The sequence below is a fragment of the Nocardia sp. 149-1B genome, from assembly GCF_057747975.1.
In genome coordinates this window covers 4,803,796-4,823,272 of the sequence record NZ_CM173233.1, presented here as the reverse complement: position 1 = coordinate 4,823,272, position 19,477 = coordinate 4,803,796, and the positions used below count along the sequence as shown (strand labels likewise).

Genomic DNA, 19,477 nt, shown 5'->3' with positions numbered 1-19,477 from the left:
CTACTTCCTGAGCTCCAGGATCGTCTTGCCGATGCGCACCTGGGTGCCGAGGGTGATCGTGGTCGGCTGGGTGATGCGGACCGTGCCGACGTAGGTGCCGTTGGTGGAGCCGAGGTCCTCGACGAACCACTGGTCGCCGGAGGCGGCGATGCGCGCGTGCCGGGTGGAGACGTAGTCGTCGTCGAGCCGGATGGCGGCGTCGGCACCGCGGCCGATCAGGATCGGCGCGCGCTCGAGGTCGACGCGCTCGCCGGCGTTCGAGCCCTCGGTGACGTACAGGTGGGTGGGGGTGCCACGCCGCTTGCCCGACGTCTTGGCCGGCTTGGGTGCCCGGCCCGCGCCCCGCCCGCCGGCGCGCGCGGCCTCGGGCACCCGCGCACCGAACATGTCGGAGCGGATCACCGAGATCGCCGAGAGCACGAAGATCCAGAGGATCGCCAGGTAGGCGATCCGGATGAGGAACAGCGTGAGCTCGGACATCCTCAGCCCTCCTCGAGGATGCGGACGGTCATCGTGGTGTTGCCGACCTTGACCTGCGACCCGTCGCGCAGGGAGGTGTGGGTGATCCGGTGCCCGTCGACGAGCATGCCGTTGGTCGAGCCCAGGTCCTGGACCTCGATCGCGAGCCCCGAGCCGCTGGGCGATCCGGTGACGGTGAACTCGACGTGGCGCCGGCTCACGCCGGGGTCGTTGATGCGTACGTCGGCCTCCGTGCCGCGACCCACGACGAGTCCGGGTGCCTGGAGCGGGTGCCGGGTGCCGTTGACCTCGAGGACCGCGCGTGCCCGTCCCACCTGGGTGTTGGTGGCACCACTGGTGACCTTGGCCTGGGCGCTGCTGCGGATGCGGAACCGGCCGGTCGTGAGGTCCTCGGCCTGCTCGAACGCGATCGACACCGCGCCGGGGAACACGTAGCCCTGCTGGTCGGCGTGGTCGCGCAGCTGCGTCGCGAGGTCGGCGGCGAGCGCGGAGTCGTAGGGCGAGAGCCGGTCGAGGTCGGTCTGCGAGAGCTCGACGTGGAAGTCGTTGGGGACCAGCCGGCGGTCGCGGGAGAGGATCTGGGCGTTGTTGTCGCACTCGCGCTGGAGAGCGGCGGCGATCTCGACCGGCTGGACCGCTGAGCGGAACGCGCGCGCGAACGCGCCGGAGATCATCTGCTCGAGCCGGTGCTCCAGCTTCTGGAGTCCGCCCACGCCGCCTCCTTCCGTCCAGGTCCCGGTGGTCGTGCCCGCCTGCGCGTCCGCCAAACCTGCGGCGGAGCCCACGGCCAGACACCCCGACCGGCGGCCGGGTTCCGACCGATCGTAACGGGGTCGTCCGAGCCGGCGTCGTACGCGTGCCGGAGTGCCCGGCGGCTGATCGTCGCCGCCCGCGGTGCCGGTTTGGGACAAACCCGAGGCCTGGGATAGCCTTGGCCCGCTTCACGCGCGAGTGGCGGAATAGGCAGACGCGCACGGTTCAGGTCCGTGTGCCCGAAAGGGCGTGGGGGTTCAACTCCCCCCTCGCGCACGTGAGTAGCCCCAGGTGACTGGGGCTTTACTCATTTCCGGCCGCCGTCCGCGCGGCTGCGTTCGCGGAGGCCGACGAGATGGTCCCGGTCGAGCCGCACACGGCGGATCGGCTCACGGGAGGCTCATCTGCCGCAGGCCCTCCTGCACCGTCACGACAGGGGAGTAGCCCAGCTCGGTCCGGGCAGCAGTGATGTCGTAGGACCGGTCACGGCCGGTCCAGCTGACGAGCCAGTTCGTCAGCGGCGGCGCTGTCGTGCGGCGAAGCAGGCGAGCCGCGCCGTCCATCGTGGCGGCCATCGGCGCGGCCACCGCTCGCGGGACGCTGCGGCTCTCCGACACGTCGACACCGCGGGTCGCCAACAGTGGGGTGAGGAACTCCCGGAGCGACATGGGCGTGCCGTCGGAGATGTAGTAGACGCCTCGGGGGCGCCCGCGGGTGAGCGCGAGGAGGAGCGCGCCGGCGAGATTCTCGACGTGGATGAAGTCGACGACGTGCTTGCCGTGGTCGATCCACGCGAACCGACCCGCCTCGGCGACCTGGGCGATCTCATCGATCGTCGTCATCCCCCGGCCCCAGATGAACGGCGGCCGGATCACCACCAGCTCGGTGTCCCCGCTCTCGGCGGCCAGCAACGCGCGTTCGGTGGCGAGCTTGACGCGGCTGTAGGCGATGTTGGGCCGACCCTCCGGTGTCGACTCGTCGAGCACGGGGAGTCGTTGTGAGCCGGTGGAGACCGACGCGGCGCTGACGAGAACGAAACGACGTACGCCGGCGGCGACGCACGCTGCGTGCAGGGCGGTGGTCGGCGCCAGGTTGGTCCGCTCGAACAGCGCGTCGGGACCCCAGAAGTCCATGTGGGCTGCGACGTGCACCACCGCGTCGACGTCCTCCAACGCGGACAGCCAGGCCGGTGCCGTCGACTCCCGGCCCGTCCGCCCGAGATCGGCGAGGTCGCCGGCGACCGGCTCCGCGCCGGCTGCCCTCACGCGCTGGATGCTCGAGCCGGACCTGGCGAGACCGACCACCGTGTGCCCCTCGGTCGCCAGCCGACGGACGAGAGTGCTGCCGACGAACCCGCTGCCGCCGGTGACGAAGATCTTCATGTTGTTCTACCTCGAATAGTTTGACGTCAATGTATTGACGTCTATGTAACCTGAGTCCTGATCGGTGGTCAAGGAGGAGGTCGGGTGGTGCCGAAGCCCAAGAGGCCCAGTGCGAAGAGGCCCAGTGCGGCGGAGGTCGCCGACGAGTTCAGTCGTACGGCGAAGGTCCTGGTGCGCCGGTTCGACGAGCGGTTGGGCGAGCATGGCGTCTCGACGCCGCGGTCGCGGCTGGTGACGGAGGTGGCCCGGTCGCAGCCGGTGCGGCTGACCGAGCTCGCCCTCGCGGTCGGCATCGCCCAGGGCACGGCCTCCACGCTGGTCGATGCTCTCGTCCGTGACGGCCTGCTCGAGCGCCACGCCAGTGCGGACGACCGCCGTTCGGTCCTCTTGCGAGTCACCGAGGAGGGAGGGGTTCTCGCCGAACAGTGGGCCGCCGGCTACGAACGGGCGGCCGAGGAGCTCTTCCGGCCGCTCACCGCCGAGCAGCTCTGGATGTTGCGCGAGATCCTGCAAGCGCTGGGCAACTCAGCGGCCGGAGGCGAGCGATCCGTCGAGTCCTGACGGGCCGGCGTGGGTCCGCGGGGGAAGGTCGGCGCGTTCAGTCCTGTCGCGCGTCGTACCGATGCTGCGCGTCCTCGATCTCGTTGCTGTGTGCGAGCGACCACTCGTAGAGCCGGATGAACGGTTCGCGGAACGACTCGCCGAGGGGGGTGAGGGAGTACTCGACGCCGACCGGGGACGTGGGCAGGATCCGGCGCTCGACGAGCCCGTTGCGCTCGAGTCGTCGCAGCGTCTGGGTGAGCACGCGCTGGGTGACGCCCTCGAGCTGGCGCTTGATCTCGTTGAACCGGGTCGGCTGCTCGAGCACGGTCAGGATCATCATCGACCACTTGTCCGCGACCTGGTCGAGGATCGGCCGGGTCGGGCAGGTGGCGACGAAACGGGGCTGGATGGGGGGTGACGAAGGGGTCGGCATGGTGTCCTCGGGGATCCCTAGTACGGGGAAAGTGCGTTCTTGACGGTGCGGGTCGGCGGGCCAAGGGTAGGTATGCATCGCAAACCTACAGTCATTACGACAACCTAGAAAGCCGACCCATGAACCTCCCTGACTACACCTCGCTCCACGTGACCGTCGCCGACGGTGTCGCGACCGTGGTGCTGGACCACCCACCCGTGAACACCCTCGACGGACGGATGATGCTCGAGCTGCACGACCTGCTCGGACGGCACCTGCGAGACGACGACTCGGTCCGTGTCGTCGTCTTCGAGAGCGCTCACGAGGAGTTCTTCCTCGCCCACGTCGACTTCGGGATCTTCGACAGCTACCCCGACCTGCAAGCGGTCGCGGGGGACTACCCCCACGTCAACGTCCACCAGGGCATCGGCGAGCTGCTGCGCAGTCAGCCCCAGGTCACCATCGTCAAGCTCGCGGGCATCGCCCGTGCCGGGGGCGCCGAGTTCGTGGCCGCCGCCGACATGGCCTTCGCGGGGACCGAGCGAGGCAAGATCGCGCAGAGCGAGGTGCTGCTCGGCATCATCCCCGGGGGCGGCGGCACCCAGTTCCTGCTCGAGCGGTCCGGGCGCAACCGCGCGCTCGAGGTGGTTCTCGGCGCCGAGCTCCTCGATGCCGAGACGGCCGCTCTCTACGGCTGGATCAATCGCGCGGTCCCCGACGCCGACCTCGACAGGTTCGTCACGACCTTGGCCCGCAACATCGCCGCACTCGATCCTGGTGTGATCGAGGGAGCCAAGCGAGCCCTGCCCGCGGCGGACCTCACCCGGGGGATGAACGCCGAGCACGACGCCTGGAACGAGCTCGTCGGCCGGGACGCACCGGCCGCCAAGATGAAGCTCGCCATGGATCGTGACCTGCAGACCGACGGTCCCGAGCGCGACTTGGAGGGCTTCCTGCGGCAGGTCGCCGCGGATGCCTGACCTCCGTCGAGCCGCCACCGATCCAGAGAGCGTGAGAGTCATGCCGAACAAGTCGTTCCTCCAGGCCGCATGGGTCGTCGACGACCTCGACGCCGCTGTGCAGCGCTGGCTGGACACCGCCTCCGTCGGACCGTTCTTCGTCATCCGCCATGTCGAGTCCACCGTCCTCCATCGCGGCCGACCCAGCACCATCGACTTCAGCTTCGCGCTCGGACAGGTCGGTGGGATGCAGATCGAGCTCATCGAGCAGCACAACGACGCCGGGTCCGCCTATCGCGACAGCGCGCCGGGAGGCTCGCCCGCCATGCATCACGTCTGTGCCCTTGTCGACGACGTCGCCGTGGAGCGCGAGCGGTTCCGCCGACTCGGGATCGAGGTGGCCCACGAGGGGACGTTCGGTCCCCACCAGATGGAGTTCATCTACTACGACACCCGCGAGCAGATCGGGTGCATGACCGAGCTCCTCGGGCCCGATGACGCGAACCTGAGGATGATGGAGCGCATCGCCGCCGCCGGCGCGGCGTGGGACGGGTCCGACCCCGTGCGCAGCCTCGAGTCGCTCATGTGACCGTGCGCGGGAGCTCACTGCCCGGTGGCGACCCCTCCGCTCCGGAGAAAGGTCGCCACCGGCGCCGTCGCGGTCGCCCAGCTCGCCGTCCGGGGCCTGATCGGCCGGGGCCGCACCTGACCTGACCTCGGCCCGTCAGGCGACGGGGAACCGGGCGATCATCGCGTGCAGCTCCGCGCTGTCCACGTCGGCGCCGAACGGCTCGGTGCCCGGCTGGAGGCGTACGCGGTCGGCGAGCGATCCGGCGACCACGGCGTCGAACCCGAGGCGGTCGACGATGTCGGCGACCACGTCGAGATCGGCCGGGTCGTCGCCGGCGATCGCGATCGCCTTCCGACCGGCCGTGTCGGCTGGCCGGGCCTCGTCCTCGAGGTCGTGGTAGCCCATGTGGTTGAACGCCTTGACCACGCGCGCGTCGGTGAGGAACGCCTGGACGATCTCGCTGGTCGAGGTGGCGGGGTCGGTGAAGTCCTCGCGGATGCCGTCGACCTCCCACCAGTAGTTCATCGCGTCGATGACCAGCTTGCCGGCGAGGGCGTCGACCGGGATGCCCCGATGCTTGCCGAGGGGCAGCGCGAGCACGACGACGTCGGCGCGCCGCGCGGCGTCCTCGGCGGTGGTCGCCCTGGCGCCGGGCGCGAGCACCTCGACGGTCAGCGCGATCTTCTCGGGATCGCCCGACGCGGCGACGAGGACGTCGTACCCGCCGGCGACCGCGAGCTGGGCGAGCACGGTGCCGACCTTGCCGGCGCCGAGGATGCCGAGCACACGCACCGGTGCCGTCATGAGGGGGCGCCCGGGGCTGCGTCCTGGCCCGCGTCCCGGGTCGCCAGCAGCTCGCGGACCCGCGGGATCACCTCGGTGCCGTAGAGGTCGACGGCGCGCAGCCGGGCCGCCGCGGGGAAGCCGCCGGTCGTGTAGATGAGGTCGAAGCGACCGACGTCGAGCGTGCGGACGGCCGATGCGATCTTCTGCGCGACGGTCTCCGGGGACCCGATGTAGAGCGAGCCGTGGGCGATCTCGGCGTCGAACTCGGCGCGTGTGACCGGAGCCCAGCCCCGGTCGGCGCCGATCCGGTCGCGGACCACCTTGTAGCCGGGCCACACGATCTCGGCGGCCTCCTGGTCGGTCTCGGCGATGAACCCCGGCGAGTGCATGCCCACCGGGTGCGCGACGGTGCCGAACTGCTCGGCTGCCCGGCGGTAGAGGTCGACGTACGGCGCGAAGCGGTCCGGGGGGCCACCGATGATCGCGATCATCAGGGGCAGGCCGTAGCGGGCCGTGCGGACGACCGACTGCGGGGACCCGCCCACGCCGACCCAGGTGTCGAGGTGGCCCGACTCGGTCTTGGGGAAGACGTCCGCGTCGACCAGCGGGGCGCGCTTGGTGCCCTGCCAGGTGACGGGCTTCTCCTCGAGCAGCTTCGCGAACAGCTCGATCTTCTCCTCGAAGAGCACGTCGTAGTCGCGCAGGTCGTAGCCGAACAGCGGGAAGGACTCGGTGAACGAGCCGCGGCCGAGGATCACCTGCGCGCGACCGTTCGAGAGGGCGTCGATGGTCGCGAACCGCTGGAAGACCCGCACGGGGTCGTCGGAGGACAAGACCGTGACCCCGGAGGCGAGCTTGATCCGCTCGGTGCGGGTGGCGATGCCGGCCAGCACCGTGTCGGGCGAGGAGATCGCGAACTCGGGTCGGTGGTGCTCGCCGACAGCGATCACGTCGACGCCGAGCCGATCGGCGAGGACGGCCTCGTCGACGACCTGACGGATGGCGGCGGCGTAGGAGAGCTGGGTGCCGTCGGCGTCCTCGGGAAGGTCACCGAAGGTGTCGAGCCCGAACTCCAGGGACTCGTAGGGCGTGGACATGGAGGCACTGCCTTTCGTGGGGGCACTCATCGGGTGCGTCGGGGGTGGGGTGCGGCGGCGGTCAGCTCGAGGGCCAGGTCGCGCAGCGTCTGCAGCTGTCGCTCGGTGAGGGCGCGGGTCATCGCGGTCGCGACGTGCCGGGCGTGGGCGGCGCCGACCCGGCGCTGGACGCTGCGGCCCTCAGGCGTGAGGACGATCCGGCAGGCGCGCGCGTCGTCGGGGTCGGCACGCCGCTCGACCAGCCCGCGCTTCTCCAGGCGCGCGACCATCCGCGAGACGCCGGCCTGGGTGAGCAGGGCGTCGGCCACGAGGTCGCTGATCCGCAGCCCGTCGGGGCGGCCGGCGAGCGCGTACAGCACGCCGTACTCGCGCGGCGGGAGGTCGCCCCAGCCGTCCTCTCGCTCGAGCTCGAGAGCGAGGGTGGCCTGCGCGCGGAACATGGCTTCCCAGGCCTCGTTGGCGAGACGGGTCGTGTGGTCCATGCGCGGCCTCCTCTCGGATCGGGCCAGGTGACGGCTCGCACGGGGTCTAACAACATGACTGCGCATGTATTCCGCCGACGGCGGGGCAGGACCGACGGACGCACGCCCGGCACCTGGTGCGGACCGAGCCGAGACCCCGGGACCACGACCGGGTACTCGAGGTGGAGGTGGGCCCCGGACCGGTTCCATAGCGTCGAAAGCGTGCTGACGAACCTCTTCACCCACCCCGATCGCCGAGCGGCCGGCCTCGTCACACTCATCGTGCTCGCCCTCGGCCTGGTGGCCTGTGGAGACCAGGAGCCCGGGACCGGCACGCCGCACGCACGTCCGGGCTCGGCGCTCGGCAAGCCCGCCGACCGGCTCCGGCCGCCACCCGAGCGAGGGGTGATCGACACCTCGCAGGTGACGGTCGCCCGGCTCGACCCCGACCTGCTCTCCGCGCTCCAGGACGCGGCGCGCGACGCGCTGCACGACCGGGTGCGCCTCGAGGTGACCAGCGGGTGGCGCAGCTGGGAGCACCAGCAGCGACTGTTCGACGAGGCCGTGTCGAAGTACGGCTCGGAGCAGGAGGCGCGGCGGTACGTCGCGCTGCCGGCCGAGTCCGCGCACGTCACCGGCGACGCGGTCGACATCGGCCCGACCGATGCGGCCGTCTGGCTGGGGCAGCACGGGTCGGCGTACGGCCTGTGCCAGATCTTCGCCAACGAGATCTGGCACTTCGAGCTGGCCACGTCGCCAGGCGGGCAGTGCCCGGCGATGTACGCCGACGGTGCCAGCCGGTAGGGAACGCTCGCCATGCCCCTGGTAGGAACGAGGCATGAGGATTCGCAGCATCGGCAACGACACCGTCGGCCGCACCGAGGTCGGTGCCATCGGCCTCGGCCTGATGACGTTCGACCAGACCGGCACCCAGCCCCGTGAGCAGCTGCTCGCCACCGTGCGGGCGGCGCTCGACGCGGGGGTGACGCTGTTCGACACCGCCGACGCCTACGGGCCCGGTGACGAGAAGGGCGCGGGTGCGCAGGGCGAGAACGAGCTGTTGATCGCCTCGCTGCTCGACGAGCTCGGCGTACGCGACCGGGTGCTGCTCGCCACGAAGGGCGGCCACGTTCGCACCGAGGGCGGCGGCTGGGGCACCGACAGCTCCGCGGCCCACCTCAAGCAGGCGGTCGACGACAGCCTGCGGCGCCTCGGAGTCGAGCAGATCGCGCTGTGGCAGCACCACCGCCCGAGCAGCAAGACGCCGTACGACGAGGTCCTCGCGACCATGCAGGAGATCGCCGCGACCGGCAAGGTCCGGATGTTCGGCATCTCCAACGCCAACCCCGAGCAGATCCGCGCCGCGCACGCCGCGCTGGGGGACCAGCTCGTCAGCGTGCAGAACCAGTTCTCACCGGCGTTCCGCAGCAGCCGGCCCGAGATCGACGTGTGCGAGGAGCTGGGTGTGGCGTTCCTGCCGTGGAGCCCCCTGGGCGGCCTCGGCGACGCCAAGGAGCTGGCCGACAAGCACCCGGCGTTCGCGGAGGTGGCGCAGGCGCACGGGGTGAGCGCCCAGCAGGTCGCGCTCGCCTGGGAGCTGGCTCAGTCGCCGGTCGTGATCCCGATCCCGGGCGCCAAGCGGCCCCAGTCGATCCAGGACTCCGCCGCCGCCGCCGAGCTCGAGCTCACCGACGAGGAGCTGCGCGCGCTCGACGCCGACTGAGGCTGGTCGCAGGACGTCATACGGAAAGTGCGCTCCAGGCCAGTGCGCTCCAGGCCAGTGCGCTCCAGGCCACAGAACGTATGACGTCCGGGAGCGGCGTCCCTGACTCAGCGGGGAAGGGTGATGACGGTCTTGTCTCCGGTGCGGGCCACGGCGTGGGAGAACGCCGCCGCGGCGTCGGCGAGCGGGAACCGGTGGCTGACCAGGGCGTCGAGGTCCAGGCCGGTCGTGGCCAGCTCGATGGCGCGGGGATAGGTGTCGTGCATCCGGCGGACCATCGCGAACGTCAGGCCCTTGCGGCGCGCGGGGGCGGCCTGGAACGCCGAGAGCGCCACCGACGGGATGCCCCCGAGGGCGATCCGGGCGCCGGGTCGGGTGCAGGACACGGCCGCGGCGATCGCGTCGTCGACACCGGCCATCTCGATCGCCACGTCGACCCCGCGCCCGGAGGTCGCGGCCGCCACGGCCGCGACGACGTCCTCGGGGGCGAAGGCCGCGTCGGCACCGAAGCGCTGCGCGGTCTCGCGCCGGTGGGCGAGCGGCTCGCTGACGAACACCCGCCGGGCACCGGTACGCCGGGCGACGGCTGCGGCGAGGATGCCGATCGGGCCACCGCCGGCGACCAGCACGTCGTCGCCGGCGCGCACGTGCGCGACCCCGGCGGCGTGGATCGCGACACCGAGCGGCTCGAGCAGGGCACCCGCGTCGTCGCTGAGCGAGTCGGGCAGCGGGAACAGCAGGTGGTCCGGCCAGACCAGCGACTCCTGGAGGCCGCCGTCGAGGCCGGCGTGCCCGGCGAACCGGACCTCCGGGCACAGGTTGCCGTGGCCGGCGCGGCACTGCTCGCAGACGCCGCACGGGATCGCCGGGTCGACCGCGACCCGGCGGCCGGCGTACGGGCCGTCGAGGGCGACGCCGGCGAACTCGTGTCCCGGGACCACCGGACGGTCGAGGGTGACCTCGCCGGTGCCGCCGTCGGTGTACCAGTGCAGGTCGGAGCCGCACAGGCCGACCGAGGTGACCGCGACCGTCGACCAGCCCTCGGGAGCGGCGGGAGGTGGGTCGACCTGCTCGACACGGAGGTCACCGATGCCGTGGAGACGGGCCGCTGCTGCCACGCCGCCAACCTACTCCCGGCGCGCTCCGTCGCCGGCGGCGGGCAGCAGCACGGTGACGACCATCGCGGGACCGTGCTCGCAGGCGACCGGCGCCGACACGCCGCGCCGTTCGTGCCGTCCGCCGGCGCACAGCCGGACCTCGCCGCCGGCGGCCAGCACGGACTGCTCGACGATCGACAGCCCGAGCCCGGCCCCCGGCCGGGCGCGCGCCTCCGGGGATCGGGTGAACCGGCCGGTCGCCTCGGCGAGCAGGCCGGCGGGCATCCCGGGCCCGGCGTCCTCGACGAGCAGCCGCACCCACCCGGCCCCGGTGGTGCCGGCCCGGTCGACGACGACCCGCACCGGGGCCGCGCCGTGGATCAGAGCGTTGTCGAGGAGGTTGCGCACGATGCCCTCCAGCACGCCGACATCGACCGCGGCGACCAGCTCACCGTCCATGTCGCGGGCGGACACCTCGAGGTCGATGCCGCCCGCGTGCGAGGGGTCACCCAGCCGCCGTCGCTCGACGACCGCCGCAGCCACGTGGCCGACATCGGCGGCACCCACGGCGGTCGCGGGCGATCCCAGCCGCAGCAGCTGCTCGGCCAGGTCCGCGAGCCGGCCGACGTCGACCGCGAGCTCGGCCAGGACCCGCTCGTGCTCCTCCGGGGTCCGGTCACGGCGCAGGGCGAGGTCGATGCGGCTCTTGAGCAGGGTCAGCGGGGTGCGCAGCTCGTGGCTGGCGTCGTCGACGAACCTGCGCTCGTGCGCCAGCGACCGCTCCAACGCGGTGAGCATCTCGTTGAGCGTGTGGCCCAGCCGGGTGACCTCGTCGTCGCGGCCGGCCGGTACGTCGAGCCGCAGCCCGCTCGCCCCGCGCGCGATCTCGTCGGCCCGGCGGCGGTAGCGCTCCACCGGCCGCAGCGCGGCACGGGCCAGCACGTCGCCGACCAGCGCGGTCACGACCAGCGCGCCGAGACCCGCGAGCGAGAGCTGGAGCAGCAGCTCGCGCAGCGCCTCGTCGCGGTGGTCGCGGCGTACGCCGACCACGAGGTAGCTGCTGCCACGGCCGAGGCGGGTCACCTGCAGCCGATAGGGCCGGTCGGCCGCCGGCAGGAAGGCGCCCACGTCGCGGATCAGCCCGCCGGTCCCCACCCGGGCCAGGTCACGCGCACTCAGCAGCGCGGCGCCCTCCGCCGGACCCCCCGAGTCGACCACCGTGCCGCTCGGGTCGAGCACCTGCCAGCTCACGCCGGTCGCGGCCGCCTCGGTGGGGGAGCGGACCTGTCCGGCCTGATCGACCAGGGGCGCGATCGTGCCGGTGGCCTGGGCCAGCTCGCCGTCGAGGTCGCGGTCCAGTGCGTACTGGACCCTCCAGTAGACGAACGCCCCGGCCGCGGTGAGCACTACGAGCATCGCGGCGGCGAAGCCGGCCACCAGCCGGGTGCGCAACGGCAGCCGCGCCACCCGAGACGGCAGCGTCCGAGCCGTCATGGGACGTCGATCCGGTAGCCGGCGCCGCGCAGCGTGGTGATCGTGCTCGTGCCGAACGGCCGGTCGATCTTCGCCCGGATCGAGGCCAGGTGGACGTCGATCACGTTGCTGCGCAGATCGGTCTCGCCGTCCCACACCTCGTCGAGGATCGTGAACCGCGACACGGCCTGGCCGGCCCGCGCGACCAGCAGGTGCAAGATGTCGAACTCACGGGCCGACAGCTCGATCTCGGTGCCGGCACGGGTCACCCGCCGGGCGCCGGGGTCGACCACGAGATCACCCACCTCGACCACCGTCTCCTCCCCGATCGTGGCTCGGCGGCGCAGCGCCCGCAGGCGCGCGAGCAGCTCGTCGAGGTCGAACGGCTTGGGCAGGTAGTCGTCGGCACCGGCGTCCAGCCCCTCGACGCGGTCGCGCACCTGGCCGCGGGCGGTGAGCATCATGATCGGGGTCGTGACCCCGGCGCGGCGCAGCCGCCGGCACACGGTCATCCCGTCGGTCCCGGGCAGCATCCAGTCCAGCAGCAGGACGTCGTACGGCAGGCCGCCGGGCAGCGCGCGACCGTAGGCCGAGGTGCCGTCGTGAACGGTCTCGGTCTCCCAGCCGGCCTCGGTCAGCGACTGGTCGAGCAGCGCCGCCAGGCGCTCGTCGTCCTCCGCGATCAGGATCCGCACGACTCCACCCTGCACCCCGGGGACGCGTTTCACCGTCCCTTCATGCGCGCGGTCCCCCGGCCGGGTGGTCCGCGACGGCCGCCGCACTCCGCCTCCGGTCCCGCTCGGGCGGTGACCACGCCGGAGCGACGGTTCGGCGGGTGGCGGGGCTCGGGACCCGCCAGACTGTGACGGTGGACCGACCGACGCTTCGCCGGCTCTTCCCGCGCCGGGTCGCGATCGTGTGCGCGGTGGTGCTGGTCGTGCAGGCCGTCGGCCTCGCCCTGCTGGTCCGCGACGTCCGCGAGCCCCGCCCGCACCACGCGCCGGTCGCGGTGGTCGCGCCGGCGATCGTGGCGCAGGGGTTGGCCGAGCAGGTCAACGCCTTGCCGGGTCATCCGCTGGACGTCACCGCCAGCGACGACCGGGAGGCCGCGGTCGACGACGTCCGCCACGGCGTCACCGTCGGCGCCGCGCTCGTCGACCTGAGCGGCACCCAGGACCAGCTCGTGCTCAACGGCGCGACGGACGAACGGCTCTCGCGTGCCGTCCTCGAGCAGGTCAGCGCCATCGAGCGTTCGCACGGGCGGACGCTGACGGTCCGGCACGTGTCCGCATCCGCCGTGCACGACCACGTCGTCCGCCGGCTCTCCGTCGGGTTCGGTGCGCTGGGCTTCCTGCTGGCCCTGGTGCTCTCGTTGCGGTTCGGCCCGGTGGCGCGGACGCTGCGGCTCGGCACCCGGCGGATCCTCGTGGTCAGCGCCGTCTCGCTGATCGCGGGGTACGTCGTGGTGAGCGTGCTGCCCGGCGTCAGCGGGCTCGAGACCCGGGCCCAGCTGCAGCTCGCCGGCGTGCTCGCGCTCTCGGCGGTCGTGGCCGGCACGCTGACGCTCGCGCTGGAGGGAGTCGCCGGCTTCGGCGGGCTCGGGCTGTGCGGCGCGTTCTACCTGGTCGTGGCGACCCCGCAGCTGCTGGGCACCGATCCGCGCCTGCTGCCCGAGCCGTGGCCGCTGCTGTCGGGGTGGACCCCGCCCGGGGCCAGCGTCGAGGCGCTCAGCGCGATCGCGCTCTACGCCGGCACCGGCACCCGGCTGCCCCTGCTGGTGCTCGCGGTCTGGTTGCTGGCCGCCGTCCTGGCGCTGCTGGTGTCGCGGCGCGAGCGCGCCCGCGAGCAGACGGCCCCGGACGCGGGACTCGACGAGCCGCTGCTGCTCCACCCCCCGCTGACCCCCGCCGTACGCCACGGCCGCCTGGTGCGCTGGCGGTGGCGGGTCGGCGTCGTCGTGCTCCCGGCGGCCGTCGCGGCGTTCGCCCTGGTGTCGTTCGTCCCGCGGGACGCGGTCGCCCACGCGGCCGCGGTCGCCAGCCGCGCCAGCCAGACCCAGTGCGTGTCGACCGGCCAGGTGCGCACCGTTGCCGACCTGAACCGGATCGCCCGGACGGTGCGCGGTGGCCCGGAGTTCGAGGGCGGCGACGTGGGCGCCGACACCGAGCTGCAGGACGGCCGGCGGCTGATGGTGTTCGGGGACACGCTGCGCAGCCCGTCGTTCGACGGTCAGCGGTTCGTGCGCAACTCGATGCTGGTCTTCGGTGGGGAGTGCATCCAGGCGATCGTCCCTGAGGACCACGGCGCGCTGATCCCCGACCGGCCCAGTGCGCTGTCGACCGGCCGGGTGGGCTACTGGCCGATGTCGGCGGTGACCGTCACCCATCCCGGCTACGACCTGGTGGTGGTGACCTGCCAGCGGGTCCGGAGCACCGACGCGGCCGACGCCTTCGGGTTCGAGACCCTCGGCCCCGCGGTGGCGGTGTTCGTGGTGCCGCGCGGTGAGACCCCGCAGCTGGTGGGTGTCCGCGACGTCGGCCCCGACGCGGCCGACATCACCCGCCCCGAGTGGGGCGCCGCCACGGCGCTCGACGGAGGCTGGCTCTACCTCTACGGCACCGCGAACCCCGACCAGCCCTACGTCTTCGGCTTCTCCCTGCAGGTCGCGCGGGTGCGTCCGGACGACGTGCTGCGCCCCTCGGCGTGGCAGTACTGGTCGGGCGAGGACTGGGTGGGCGACCCGAGCCGGAGCCAGCAGCTGATCGGCGCGGACGGAGGGACGTCGCAGACGCTGTCGGTGTTCCGCGAGGGCGACCACTGGTACGCACTGAGCAAGCGCAACGAGTTCCTCGGCAGCGACGTCGTGGTGTGGACCGCCGCGCACCCCTGGGGACCCTTCGACCACGGCAGCACCGTGGCCGCCCTGCCGTCCAACGCCGCGGAGGGTCGGCTGCGGTACATGCCGCTGGCCCACCCCGGGCTGCTCCCGGAGCCCGGCACCGTGGTGGTCTCCTACAGCCAGAACCGCACCGACGTCGGCGAGGTCGTGGACGACCCGACGCGCTACCGGCCACGGTTCCTGCGGGTCGACCTGCCGTAGGCGTCGACGTCGGGGCGCGTGCGGGCGCCGGCCCGGACAGGGATACTGGCCCGCATGGCGCAGGCGAGGGGCAGCGGTCGGCGGCGTACGACGTTCCTGCTCCTGCTGCTGGCCGTGGTGGTGAACCTGCCGCTCGTGCACAGCACCTGGACCGACTCGCGGGTCCAGCGCTCGGGTGTCGAGGTCACCGCGACCGTCGTCGACCACACGGGGTCCGGGCTGCTCTCGTTCCGGTTCCCCACGAGCATCGACCCCGACCAGCGCACCTGGTCGGCCGACCTGGGCGACGCGGCGTACGACGACGCGGTCGCCAGCGGCCGGATCCGGGTGCGCGTCCTCGAGGACGACCCGTCCGCGTACCGGGCTGCCGGCGCCGTCGAGAGCCGGGTGCCGTGGGTGGCCACCGGCATCGCCGACATCGTGCTGCTCCTGCTGGGCCTGCTGATGTGGCGCTTCGCCGGACGGATGCGGGCCAACCTGCGCGCGGTCGCGCTCGGCGACGTGGAGCGCTGTGCGCCGGAGACCCTGCTCGAGCGGCAGCAGGCGGAGGACTACCTCGTGCGCGGGGAGGTGCTCGAGGTGGGTCCGGACCGGGTCGTGATCGACCTCGGCAACCGGACGATCGAGATCCTCCTCGACGGGCACCTCAACCCCGTCGGCCACCAGCAGGCGGCCCAGGTGCGTGCTCGGATGATCGCCTGAGGCGCTCGTTCGCGCGCGGTCAGACCCACGCCCCGGAACGGCTGTCCTAGGCGGCTACGGGCCGGCCGGGCGCGGCCGGGCGAGCCTCGATGGCCTCGACGGTCTCGAGAGTCTCGGTCTCGACGAGAGCCGGGCGGCGGGCGAGGCCGGACACGAGCACGGCCACCATCAGGGTCGGCACGAGCAGCACGAAGGCCAGCAGGCCGGCCATCAGCAGTGCGGTGATCGTCATCGGTTCCTCCGGGGGTGCGGTCTGCTGAGAACGGTTTCCCGCGCGGCGCACCTCGAAACCCACGGACCGGTGTGCGCTGCGTGACACCGACACATCCGAGCCGCCCTGGGTGGGTAGTGGCCACCCATGACCACCTTCTCCGCCGACACCCGAGCCGAGGCCGTCGTGGACGCACCGCGCGAGCGCATCTGGGCCGCTCTCACAGATCCCGGCCTGGTGGCCGACCTGACGCCGTTCGTGCGCACGATCCGCGAGGACGGGGACCACTGGCGCTGGGAGCTGTCGGGGCTCAAGGTGCTCGGAGTCGGGGTGGCGCCGTCGTTCACCGAGAAGATGACGTACGACGAGCCGGAGCGGATCGAGTTCCGGCACGACCCGCCCGCCGGTGCGACCGAGCGATCCTCCGTGGAGGGGTGGTACTCCCTCGAGCCGCACCCGGCCGGCACCCGGCTGGTCACCGCGCTCGAGATCACCATCGACCTGCCGCTGCCCCGCGCCGCCGGTGGCGCCGTGCGGGCGACGATGAACCGCGTCATCGACCAGATGGGCGAGCGGTTCTCGAAGAACCTGCTCGCCCACCTGGACGCGTCTCGCGCGTCGACTTCGTCGCCGCGCGGGGCGCGAGATCGATCCTGAGTCGGTCAACCGACCGTGCGGTTGCGCTCGCCGGTCCGCTGCGGGCCGCGGCGCGTCTCAGCCTGTCCTACGACCTTGAACTCTCCTCCAGGTCGTCGAACGCGTCGTCGAAGTTGCCGTCGCGCATGTAGGGGCGCTCGAGCTTCTCGCCCTCGACGTCGACGTCGGGCAGCAGCCGGTCGAGCCAGCGCGGCAGCCACCAGGCCCGGTCACCGAGCAGGTAGAGCACCGCCGGGATCAGGGCCATGCGGACCACGAACGCGTCGAAGACGACCGCGATCGCGAGCGCGAAGCCCATCGACTTGATGATCGGCTCGTCTTGCAGCATGAACGCCGCGAACACCGCCGTCATGATCGCCGCAGCGGCGGTGACCACCCGGGCGCTGTTGCGGAAGCCGTCGACGATCGCCTCGCGCATGGGGTAGCCGTGCACGTGGGCCTCGCGGATCCGGGTCACCAGGAAGACCTGGTAGTCCATCGCCAGCCCGAACACCACGCCGATCAGGAAGATCGGCATGAAGCTCACGATCGGCTGGCCCTCCATGATGCCGAACGCGCCCTTCTGGAACACCGCGACGGTCGCCCCGAGGGTGGCCAGCACCGACAGCAGGAAGCCGAGGGTCGCGGTCAACGGGACCAGGACCGAGCGGAACACGATCATCAGCAGCAGGAACGCGAGCCCGATGACCACCGTGAGGTAGATCGGCAGCGCGCTGCTGAGCCGCTCGGAGACGTCGGTGGTGATCGCGGTCAAGCCGGTCACGCCGGTGTCGGTGCCGGTCTGCTGCTCGATCGAGTCCTGACCGTCGCGGAGCGCGGAGAGCAGGTTCTCGGTCGCGGTGTCGTCGGGTCCGGAGCTCGGCGTGACCATGATCTGGGCGCCGGTGCCCTCCTTGTTCATCGCCACGATCTGGGCGTTCGTGACGTCGTCGAGCCCGGCGGCCCACGAGGCGACCTCGCCGATGGCGTCGCCCCGGTCGGCCTCGGCCACGTCGGTGGCGTCGACGACCACGAGCAGCGGACCCTCGCGGCCGGGGCCGAACGCCTCGGACATCAGGTCGGAGGCCTTGCGCTGCGTGGTGTCGGAGGAGGCGGTGCTGTCGGTCGGGAAGGCCAGGTGCAGGTCCTTGAGCGGTACGGCGAGCGCGCCGAGCGCGACGACCACCAGGAGCGCGACGGCCACGGGCTTGCGGCCGACCAGGCGGGCCCAGCGCACCCCGTTGTTCAGCACGTGCCCGTCGGGCTCGCGGTGGGGCGCGTAGCGGCGGACCCGGCCACCGAAGGCCTTGGACTTCAGCAGGCCGAGGATCGCGGGCAGCAGGGTGAGGGCGACCAGCACCGCGATCAGCACGGTGCCGGCGGCCGCGAGACCCATCGCGGTGAGGAACGGGATCCGGACGACCGCGAGCGCGGTCAGCGCGATGAACACCGTGAGGCCCGCGAAGACGACCGCCGAGCCCGCCGTACCGACCGCGATGCCGATGGCCTCCTCGCGGTCCTCGGTGTGGTGCAGCTCGGTGCGGTAGCGCGCGAGGATGAACAGCGTGTAGTCGATGCCGACCGCGAGGCCGATCATCGTGGCGAGCATCGGCGTGCTGGACCCGATGTCCATGAACGCCGTCATGCCGGTGACACCGGTGATGCCCAGTCCGACCCCGAACAGCGCGGTGACGATCGGCAGGCCGGCCGCGACCAGCGAGCCGAAGGTGAGCACGAGGACCATCAGTGCGACCGCGATGCCGATCAGCTCCGAGGACCCCCCGGGCTCGGTCATCGCGCTGGTGCCGGAGCCGTTGGCCTCGACGGTGAGTCCGCTCGCGCGGGCATCGTCCATGACCTGGAGCAGCGCGTCCTGGGTGGCCGGCTCGACGTCGGCGACGGTGTCGACGTCGTAGTCGAACGTGATGGTGCCGACCCGGCCGTCCTCGGACAGCGGGCTGAGCGCGTCGGCGTTGGCTCCTGCCTGGTCGATGGGCGTGCCGTTCTGCTTCGCGGCGTCCAGCAACTGCTGGCGCTGGGAGTCGGCGGCCTCGACCGGGTTGGCGATCGGGGCGTCCTTGGCCACCTGCGGGAGCGTGCGCAGCTCCCCGACCAGGTCATCGACGGCGCCGGCGTACGCCGGCTCCGCGAGCGTGTGGCCCTCCGGGGCGGCGACGACGACGTTCACCGTCGCCTGGTCCAGGGCGTCGACCGAGCTGGGGAACAGCTCGGACTGCATGTCGGCGGCCTTCTCCGAGGGGATGCCCGGGATCGAGAAGGCGTCTGTCATCGGCTTGGACATCGTCGCGGCGAACGTGCCGACGGCGAGCATCGCGATGATCCAGCCGGCGATGAAGATCGGCCACCGCCGGTAGGCGGTCTTGCCGAGGCGGTGCAACAGGGTGGCCATGGGTGGCGGGTCTCCTGGGGAAGTGGTTCGGGGTGGGCGATCAGGCGAGCAGGTCGCGCGCCAGACGGACGTTCTCGTCGAAGATCTCGGCGACCGGTCGGCCGGCGGGATCGTCGTTCAGCTGGTTGATCGCGACGTCGAAGACGGCGACGAGCAGGCGGACGAGCAGCCGGGCCCGGGCCTCGCCGAACTCCTCGCCCTCGCGCCGCAGGATGTGGTCGACGAGGTCGGCGGTGACCTGCTCGAAGCGCTCGTGGGCGACCACGATCAGCCGCGGGGTGTGATGCAGGATGCGGTGGCCGAGCGCCATGACCTCGGGGTCGAACCCCTTCTCGGTGAGGATCACCTCGGCGAGCGCGGAGAGGTCGTCGACCAGGCGACCGGTGGGGCCGCCACGGTGGAAGGCCTCGAGGGCGTCGGCCGGCAGCTCGGGGGTGCTCCCGAGGACGGCGTCGACCTTGCCGGGGAAGTAGTTGAACAGGGTGCGCCGCGACACGTCGGCCACGGCGGCCAGCTCGTCCATGGTCCAGCCGTCGAGCCCGCGCTGGTCGGTCAGCTCGAGGGCGCAGCGGTGGATCCGGAGCTCGGTCTCCCGCTTCTGGGTCTCGCGGCGACCGCAAGATGTTGCACTCAACTTCACGAAGTGCAGTTTTGCACTTACGACCAAGAAGTGCAACTTTG

The 19,477-nt window shown here is 72.3% G+C and carries 21 protein-coding genes and 1 tRNA gene; 9 read left to right on the top strand and 13 right to left on the bottom strand.

Annotated elements, in window-relative coordinates; translation table 11 throughout:
• Together AC3ANS_RS23125 and AC3ANS_RS23120 are read right to left on the bottom strand one after the other, a co-directional pair.
• A complete protein-coding gene (locus tag AC3ANS_RS23125; protein WP_488293916.1) occupies positions 1 to 480 on the bottom strand; it encodes an FHA domain-containing protein FhaB/FipA in 480 nt (159 codons plus the stop codon).
• Between the two features lie 2 nt (positions 481 to 482).
• Positions 483 to 1,193: an FHA domain-containing protein gene (locus AC3ANS_RS23120; protein ID WP_488293915.1), complete on the bottom strand. Its 711-nt coding sequence runs from the start codon at positions 1,191 to 1,193 to the stop codon at positions 483 to 485.
• Between the two features lie 232 nt (positions 1,194 to 1,425).
• Between AC3ANS_RS23120 and AC3ANS_RS23115 the strand changes: the two genes are divergently transcribed.
• A tRNA-Leu gene (locus tag AC3ANS_RS23115) sits at positions 1,426 to 1,509 on the top strand.
• 113 nt (positions 1,510 to 1,622) lie between these two features.
• Here AC3ANS_RS23115 and AC3ANS_RS23110 read toward each other — a convergent pair.
• The gene (locus AC3ANS_RS23110) at positions 1,623 to 2,615 is read right to left on the bottom strand and encodes an NAD-dependent epimerase/dehydratase family protein (protein WP_488293914.1); all 993 of its coding nucleotides are present in this window, start codon (positions 2,613 to 2,615) and stop codon (positions 1,623 to 1,625) included.
• Positions 2,616 to 2,702: 87 nt separating this feature from the next.
• Between AC3ANS_RS23110 and AC3ANS_RS23105 the strand changes: the two genes are divergently transcribed.
• A complete protein-coding gene (locus AC3ANS_RS23105; RefSeq protein ID WP_488293913.1) occupies positions 2,703 to 3,176 on the top strand; it encodes a MarR family winged helix-turn-helix transcriptional regulator in 474 nt (157 codons plus the stop codon).
• Positions 3,177 to 3,213: 37 nt separating this feature from the next.
• Here the strand turns inward: AC3ANS_RS23105 and AC3ANS_RS23100 are convergent, their stop codons facing one another.
• Complete coding sequence (locus AC3ANS_RS23100) at positions 3,214 to 3,591, bottom strand: winged helix-turn-helix transcriptional regulator (RefSeq protein ID WP_488293912.1); 378 nt, start codon at positions 3,589 to 3,591, stop codon at positions 3,214 to 3,216.
• A gap of 119 nt (positions 3,592 to 3,710) precedes the next feature.
• Between AC3ANS_RS23100 and AC3ANS_RS23095 the strand changes: the two genes are divergently transcribed.
• On the top strand, positions 3,711 to 4,550 hold the full coding sequence (locus tag AC3ANS_RS23095) for an enoyl-CoA hydratase/isomerase family protein (protein WP_488293911.1): 840 nt from the start codon (positions 3,711 to 3,713) through the stop codon (positions 4,548 to 4,550).
• Between the two features lie 40 nt (positions 4,551 to 4,590).
• The gene (locus AC3ANS_RS23090) at positions 4,591 to 5,118 is read left to right on the top strand and encodes a VOC family protein (protein WP_488293910.1); all 528 of its coding nucleotides are present in this window, start codon (positions 4,591 to 4,593) and stop codon (positions 5,116 to 5,118) included.
• Between the two features lie 135 nt (positions 5,119 to 5,253).
• Here AC3ANS_RS23090 and AC3ANS_RS23085 read toward each other — a convergent pair whose 3' ends face one another.
• The 3 genes from AC3ANS_RS23085 to AC3ANS_RS23075 are packed head-to-tail and all read right to left on the bottom strand — an operon-like array spanning position 5,254 to position 7,465.
• Positions 5,254 to 5,904: an NADPH-dependent F420 reductase gene (locus tag AC3ANS_RS23085; RefSeq protein ID WP_488293909.1), complete on the bottom strand. Its 651-nt coding sequence runs from the start codon at positions 5,902 to 5,904 to the stop codon at positions 5,254 to 5,256.
• The gene (locus tag AC3ANS_RS23080; protein ID WP_488293908.1) at positions 5,901 to 6,983 is read right to left on the bottom strand and encodes an LLM class flavin-dependent oxidoreductase; all 1,083 of its coding nucleotides are present in this window, start codon (positions 6,981 to 6,983) and stop codon (positions 5,901 to 5,903) included. Before AC3ANS_RS23080 ends, AC3ANS_RS23085 begins: the two co-directional genes overlap by 4 nt.
• A gap of 26 nt (positions 6,984 to 7,009) precedes the next feature.
• A complete protein-coding gene (locus AC3ANS_RS23075; protein WP_488293907.1) occupies positions 7,010 to 7,465 on the bottom strand; it encodes a MarR family winged helix-turn-helix transcriptional regulator in 456 nt (151 codons plus the stop codon).
• A gap of 201 nt (positions 7,466 to 7,666) precedes the next feature.
• Here AC3ANS_RS23075 and AC3ANS_RS23070 point away from each other — a divergent pair, with 201 nt between their 5' ends.
• Together AC3ANS_RS23070 and AC3ANS_RS23065 are read left to right on the top strand one after the other, a co-directional pair.
• Positions 7,667 to 8,248 (top strand): M15 family metallopeptidase, encoded by a 582-nt coding sequence (locus tag AC3ANS_RS23070; RefSeq protein ID WP_488293906.1) that lies wholly within the window; start codon positions 7,667 to 7,669, stop codon positions 8,246 to 8,248.
• Between the two features lie 34 nt (positions 8,249 to 8,282).
• Entirely contained in the window at positions 8,283 to 9,167 is an 885-nt protein-coding gene (locus AC3ANS_RS23065) for an aldo/keto reductase (protein ID WP_488293905.1), read from the top strand.
• A gap of 107 nt (positions 9,168 to 9,274) precedes the next feature.
• Here the strand turns inward: AC3ANS_RS23065 and AC3ANS_RS23060 are convergent, their stop codons facing one another.
• From AC3ANS_RS23060 to AC3ANS_RS23050, 3 genes are read right to left on the bottom strand one after another with little or no spacing between them, the layout of a single operon-like run.
• Complete coding sequence (locus AC3ANS_RS23060) at positions 9,275 to 10,285, bottom strand: zinc-dependent alcohol dehydrogenase (protein ID WP_488293904.1); 1,011 nt, start codon at positions 10,283 to 10,285, stop codon at positions 9,275 to 9,277.
• A 9-nt stretch (positions 10,286 to 10,294) separates the two neighbouring features.
• Positions 10,295 to 11,758 carry an ATP-binding protein gene (locus AC3ANS_RS23055; protein WP_488293903.1) on the bottom strand — a complete coding sequence of 488 codons (1,464 nt, stop codon included), beginning with the start codon at positions 11,756 to 11,758 and terminating at the stop codon, positions 10,295 to 10,297.
• Entirely contained in the window at positions 11,755 to 12,432 is a 678-nt protein-coding gene (locus AC3ANS_RS23050) for a response regulator transcription factor (RefSeq protein WP_488293902.1), read from the bottom strand. Before AC3ANS_RS23050 ends, AC3ANS_RS23055 begins: the two co-directional genes overlap by 4 nt.
• Before the next feature lie 173 nt (positions 12,433 to 12,605).
• Here AC3ANS_RS23050 and AC3ANS_RS23045 point away from each other — a divergent pair, with 173 nt between their 5' ends.
• A complete protein-coding gene (locus AC3ANS_RS23045) occupies positions 12,606 to 14,837 on the top strand; it encodes a DUF5005 domain-containing protein (protein ID WP_488293901.1) in 2,232 nt (743 codons plus the stop codon).
• Positions 14,838 to 14,891: 54 nt separating this feature from the next.
• Positions 14,892 to 15,539 carry a hypothetical protein gene (locus AC3ANS_RS23040; protein WP_488293900.1) on the top strand — a complete coding sequence of 216 codons (648 nt, stop codon included), beginning with the start codon at positions 14,892 to 14,894 and terminating at the stop codon, positions 15,537 to 15,539.
• Positions 15,540 to 15,585: 46 nt separating this feature from the next.
• Here AC3ANS_RS23040 and AC3ANS_RS23035 read toward each other — a convergent pair whose 3' ends face one another.
• Complete coding sequence (locus AC3ANS_RS23035) at positions 15,586 to 15,771, bottom strand: hypothetical protein (RefSeq protein ID WP_488293899.1); 186 nt, start codon at positions 15,769 to 15,771, stop codon at positions 15,586 to 15,588.
• A gap of 126 nt (positions 15,772 to 15,897) precedes the next feature.
• Here AC3ANS_RS23035 and AC3ANS_RS23030 point away from each other — a divergent pair, with 126 nt between their 5' ends.
• Positions 15,898 to 16,407 (top strand): SRPBCC family protein, encoded by a 510-nt coding sequence (locus AC3ANS_RS23030; RefSeq protein WP_488293898.1) that lies wholly within the window; start codon positions 15,898 to 15,900, stop codon positions 16,405 to 16,407.
• Positions 16,408 to 16,474: 67 nt separating this feature from the next.
• Here the strand turns inward: AC3ANS_RS23030 and AC3ANS_RS23025 are convergent, their stop codons facing one another.
• Both AC3ANS_RS23025 and AC3ANS_RS23020 read right to left on the bottom strand, forming a co-directional pair.
• Entirely contained in the window at positions 16,475 to 18,796 is a 2,322-nt protein-coding gene (locus tag AC3ANS_RS23025) for an MMPL family transporter (protein ID WP_488293897.1), read from the bottom strand.
• A 40-nt stretch (positions 18,797 to 18,836) separates the two neighbouring features.
• Complete coding sequence (locus AC3ANS_RS23020) at positions 18,837 to 19,436, bottom strand: TetR/AcrR family transcriptional regulator (RefSeq protein ID WP_488293896.1); 600 nt, start codon at positions 19,434 to 19,436, stop codon at positions 18,837 to 18,839.
• Positions 19,437 to 19,477: the final 41 nt, after the last annotated feature.

Coding starts and splice junctions, on each gene's coding strand:
- AC3ANS_RS23035 (WP_488293899.1), bottom strand. CDS start 15,771: ATGACGATCACCGCACTGCTGATGGCCGGCCTGCTGGCCTTCGTGCTG.
- AC3ANS_RS23100 (WP_488293912.1), bottom strand. CDS start 3,591: ATGCCGACCCCTTCGTCACCCCCCATCCAGCCCCGTTTCGTCGCCACC.
- AC3ANS_RS23125 (WP_488293916.1), bottom strand. CDS start 480: ATGTCCGAGCTCACGCTGTTCCTCATCCGGATCGCCTACCTGGCGATC.
- AC3ANS_RS23075 (WP_488293907.1), bottom strand. CDS start 7,465: ATGGACCACACGACCCGTCTCGCCAACGAGGCCTGGGAAGCCATGTTC.
- AC3ANS_RS23040 (WP_488293900.1), top strand. CDS start 14,892: ATGGCGCAGGCGAGGGGCAGCGGTCGGCGGCGTACGACGTTCCTGCTC.
- AC3ANS_RS23090 (WP_488293910.1), top strand. CDS start 4,591: ATGCCGAACAAGTCGTTCCTCCAGGCCGCATGGGTCGTCGACGACCTC.
- AC3ANS_RS23030 (WP_488293898.1), top strand. CDS start 15,898: ATGACCACCTTCTCCGCCGACACCCGAGCCGAGGCCGTCGTGGACGCA.
- AC3ANS_RS23080 (WP_488293908.1), bottom strand. CDS start 6,983: ATGTCCACGCCCTACGAGTCCCTGGAGTTCGGGCTCGACACCTTCGGT.
- AC3ANS_RS23025 (WP_488293897.1), bottom strand. CDS start 18,796: ATGGCCACCCTGTTGCACCGCCTCGGCAAGACCGCCTACCGGCGGTGG.
- AC3ANS_RS23095 (WP_488293911.1), top strand. CDS start 3,711: ATGAACCTCCCTGACTACACCTCGCTCCACGTGACCGTCGCCGACGGT.
- AC3ANS_RS23085 (WP_488293909.1), bottom strand. CDS start 5,904: ATGACGGCACCGGTGCGTGTGCTCGGCATCCTCGGCGCCGGCAAGGTC.
- AC3ANS_RS23055 (WP_488293903.1), bottom strand. CDS start 11,758: ATGACGGCTCGGACGCTGCCGTCTCGGGTGGCGCGGCTGCCGTTGCGC.
- AC3ANS_RS23065 (WP_488293905.1), top strand. CDS start 8,283: ATGAGGATTCGCAGCATCGGCAACGACACCGTCGGCCGCACCGAGGTC.
- AC3ANS_RS23110 (WP_488293914.1), bottom strand. CDS start 2,615: ATGAAGATCTTCGTCACCGGCGGCAGCGGGTTCGTCGGCAGCACTCTC.